The organism is Leisingera sp. F5 (genome assembly GCF_001593695.1).
The window spans coordinates 1-3,603 of sequence record NZ_LUKH01000221.1 but is presented as its reverse complement, the minus strand read 5'-3'; the positions used below and the strand labels follow the sequence as shown (position 1 = coordinate 3,603).

Sequence of the window (3,603 nt, the reverse complement as noted above, 5' to 3'; positions counted from 1 at the left end):
CCGTTATGTAACCCCGAATCTAACGGATGCCGGAGGAACCCCCATGTCCAACGCCCAGCTGGAAGCAGCAATCGAAGCCGCCTGGGAGGCGCGCGACACCATCACTCCCGCCACCACCGGCGAGCAGCGTGAAGCCATCGAAGACACCCTGAACGCACTGGACTCCGGTTCCTTGCGGGTGGCCGAAAAGCAGGACAGCGGCGACTGGAATGTGAACCAGTGGGCCAAAAAGGCGGTGCTCTTGGGCTTCCGCATCAAGGACATGGAAATCCACGAAGGCGGCCCGCAGGCTGGTGGCTGGTGGGACAAGGTCGACAGCAAATTCAACGGCTGGGGCGAGGAGCAGTGGAAATCCGCAGGCTTCCGCGCGGTGCCGAACTGCGTCGTCCGCAAATCCGCCTATATTGCGCCGGGCGCGGTGCTGATGCCCTCTTTCGTGAACCTCGGCGCCTATGTCGGCGAAGGCACCATGGTTGATACCTGGGCCACCGTCGGCTCCTGCGCCCAGATCGGCAAGAACGTGCACCTGTCGGGCGGCGTCGGCATCGGCGGCGTGCTGGAACCGATGCAGGCGGGGCCCACCATCATCGAGGACAACTGCTTCATCGGCGCCCGTTCCGAGGTGGTCGAAGGCTGCATCGTGCGCGAAGGCTCGGTTCTGGGCATGGGCGTATTCATCGGCAAATCGACCAAGATCGTCGACCGCGAAACCGGCGAAGTGACCTATGGCGAAGTACCGCCTTACTCGGTTGTGGTCGCAGGCTCGATGCCGTCGAAGAACAACATCAGCCTCTATTGCGCGGTCATCGTGAAGCGGGTGGACGAAAAGACCCGCTCCAAAACCGGCATCAACGAGCTGCTGCGCGACTGATCCGGGCCGCATCGCAGAAACAATAGAGCGCGCCCTATCCGGGCGCGTTTTTTATTGGGGCTTTGCCCCAAACCCCAGGATATTTCGAGCAAGAGAAAGAAACAGGGGTCCGCTATTCCTCTAGCCGGAAATATCCCGGGGTGAGGCCGCGAGGCCAAGGGGCAGCGCCCCTCCAGCGCAATACTCTTGCAGCACAAAAAACATGCCGCTAATAGTATTACATCTACACATAAGAGGGTTAGATGCAGACCATATTCGCCCAGCACGCCCGCCTGCCCCAGGGATGGGCAGAGAACCTCCGGCTGACGATTGAGAGCGGCCGGATTTGCTCATTGGAATCCGGTGCCCAGCCGCAGCCGGGCGACGCGCGGGCAGATGTGCTGCTGCCGTCGCTGGGCAATCTGCATTCCCACAGCTTTCAGCGCGCGATGGCGGGAATGACCGAATACCGCGCCGCGGGCAAGGACAGCTTCTGGACCTGGCGCGAGTTGATGTACCGGTTCGTGGACCGCATCACCCCGGAGCAATACGAGGCTATCGCTGCGCTGGTTTTCATGGAGATGCTGGAAGCCGGCTATGCCTCCGCGGGCGAGTTTCACTATGTCCATCACCAGCCGGGCGGTGCGCATTTTGCATCACTGACCGAGCTTAGCGAGCGGGTGTTTGCCGCCGCCAGCCAGACCGGTATCGGTCTCACCCATCTGCCTGTGCTCTATACCTACGGCGGGGCGGGAAAACAGGCTCTGAATGGAGGCCAGCAGCGGTTTGGCAATTCGGTTGCGGAATTCTCTGAATTGGTCGCCCGGGCCCGCAAAATTGCTGCGCGGGATCTGCCGCAGGACGCCTGCGTCGGCATCGCACCGCACTCGCTGCGCGCCACCTGCCCCGAGGACCTGGCAGCAGTGCTGCAGATCCAGGACGGGCTGCCGGTGCATATCCATATCTCCGAGCAGCCAAAAGAAGTCGCCGACATCAGTGATTGGCTGGCTGCACGTCCTGTCGAATGGCTGCTGGACAACGCATCCGTCGATGGCAAATGGTGCTTGATCCATGCCACCCACATGACAAGCGCTGAGACCGCCGGCATGGCGCGTTCGGGAGCGGTCGCAGGGCTGTGCCCGATCACAGAGGCAAACCTGGGCGACGGCCCGTTCAACGGGGGAGAGTATCTGGCGAATGATGGCGCGTTCGGGGTTGGTTCAGACTCTAACGTGCGGATTTCGCTGCCCGAGGAGCTGCGCACGCTAGAGTATTCCCAACGTTTGCGCGACCTGGCCCGCAATGTGCTGGTACCGGGAGCAGGCTCGGTAGGGGAAACGCTGTATTTGGGCGCAGCCAAAGGCGGCGCGCAAGCTTTGGGCCGGGATGCCGGCCGGATCGAGGAAGGCGCGCTGGCGGATCTAGTGGCCATCGACAGCAGCGTCCCGGCGCTCTGCGCGCTGAAGCCGGAGCAGATGCTGGACGGGCTGTGTTTTGCGGCAGGCGACGACACTGTGACGGATGTCTGGAGCGCCGGCCGCCATGTTGTGCAACAGGGCCGCCATATCGCCCGCGACAGTGTGGTTGCGGGATACCGGACCGCGATCAGGGACCTGCTGAACAGTCTCTAAACAGGCAAAATCCGCAGCTGGATAACCACGCCGCCATCGGAGATCCTTCCGCTGGCGGTGCTTTCCAGGACGATCCCTTCGCCTGGGGCAAAGTGCCCCTGGCCTGCAAGATTCAGGCTGCCGGATACAACAAAGAACACTTGGCTGCCTGCAGCATCGGGCAGCGCGCCGTCTCGCAAAATTGCGGCGTCTGCCGTGACCCGCACCGGATCGTAGATCACGTTGAAAGCCTTGCAGGGCCCTTCGCGCAGACGGCTGTCAAATTCCATGCCGCCATCGAAACACAGCGGTTTCAGCGGCCACGCTTGCAGTTGTGTTTCGCTATTTGACAGTGTGTGGCCCGCGCCCTCCACAATGCAATGGATGCGGGCAAGGCCCGGAAAGGCGGAAAACGGGCCGCTGCGCGAAATTTCCGCCAGGCTGAGACGCCAGACCATATGCCCGTCTTCCTGATGCAAGGCCAATTCGCGGGTCACACCGCCGCCGTTCTTCCAAGGCACCGGCTGGGCAGTCAAAGCGGAGATGCGCATCGGCGGGTCCTGTGGGAAACTGAATAAGCGTAGACATAAATCCTGATCACGCCTGCTTGCAAGCCTTTCGCCAGCCCCGACAGTTTCCCCGCTGCCGCTATTTGATTGACCACCCCCCCGCCCCGGCGCTATGGCGGCGGCATGGAAAAGAAGAAACCCTCCCGCCAGCAAGTCTATACCCTGCTTGTCCAGATCGGACGCAAGGCCGGGGACGGCCTGCCTGATGGCGCCACCGGCGCGGCGCTGATGATCTATGCCTCCGGGGTGGATGAGGCCGAGGCGGTGCGCGAAACCGTGGCGATCCTGAAACAAGCCGATACCGCGCCGCTGGATGTCACCGGTTACGGCACGCTGGAAGAGCGCGAGGCCGAAGGCCATGAGATCGGCGATGAGGAACGTGCGTTGATGCAGAGGGCGCTGGAGGAAAACGCCGTGATCGTCGCGCAGATGACCCCGTTCTTTGACGGTGAAGAGCCGGTTTTCCACTAAGGCCAGGCGTCAGTTCTGACTGCCAAACCATTTGCGGTAGAGGGCGTCATAGCTGCCGTCCTCCTGCATCGCCAGCAGCGCCTGGTTGACCTCTTCCACCAGC

Annotated in this window: 5 protein-coding genes; 3 read left to right on the top strand and 2 right to left on the bottom strand. The window is 62.3% G+C overall.

The window, feature by feature from the left end; genetic code table 11:
• Window positions 1-43: 43 nt before the first annotated feature.
• Together dapD and A2I95_RS27715 are read left to right on the top strand one after the other, a co-directional pair.
• Window positions 44-871, top strand: coding sequence for a 2,3,4,5-tetrahydropyridine-2,6-dicarboxylate N-succinyltransferase (gene dapD / locus A2I95_RS27720; protein WP_291735102.1), 828 nt, complete (start codon window positions 44-46; stop codon window positions 869-871).
• Window positions 872-1,113: 242 nt separating this feature from the next.
• Complete coding sequence (locus A2I95_RS27715) at window positions 1,114-2,481, top strand: formimidoylglutamate deiminase (RefSeq protein WP_291735097.1); 1,368 nt, start codon at window positions 1,114-1,116, stop codon at window positions 2,479-2,481.
• On the opposite strand, the gene A2I95_RS27710 is transcribed toward A2I95_RS27715, so the two are convergent.
• Window positions 2,478-3,011 carry a HutD family protein gene (locus A2I95_RS27710; RefSeq protein ID WP_291735095.1) on the bottom strand — a complete coding sequence of 178 codons (534 nt, stop codon included), beginning with the start codon at window positions 3,009-3,011 and terminating at the stop codon, window positions 2,478-2,480. The genes A2I95_RS27715 and A2I95_RS27710 overlap by 4 nt on opposite strands.
• Before the next feature lie 141 nt (window positions 3,012-3,152).
• On the opposite strand from A2I95_RS27710, the gene A2I95_RS27705 reads away from it, so the two are divergent.
• A complete protein-coding gene (locus tag A2I95_RS27705) occupies window positions 3,153-3,500 on the top strand; it encodes a hypothetical protein (protein ID WP_051372000.1) in 348 nt (115 codons plus the stop codon).
• Window positions 3,501-3,509: 9 nt separating this feature from the next.
• Here A2I95_RS27705 and A2I95_RS27700 read toward each other — a convergent pair whose 3' ends face one another.
• Window positions 3,510-3,599, bottom strand: coding sequence for a transporter substrate-binding domain-containing protein (locus tag A2I95_RS27700; RefSeq protein ID WP_291735099.1), 90 nt, complete (start codon window positions 3,597-3,599; stop codon window positions 3,510-3,512).
• Window positions 3,600-3,603 lie beyond the last annotated feature (4 nt).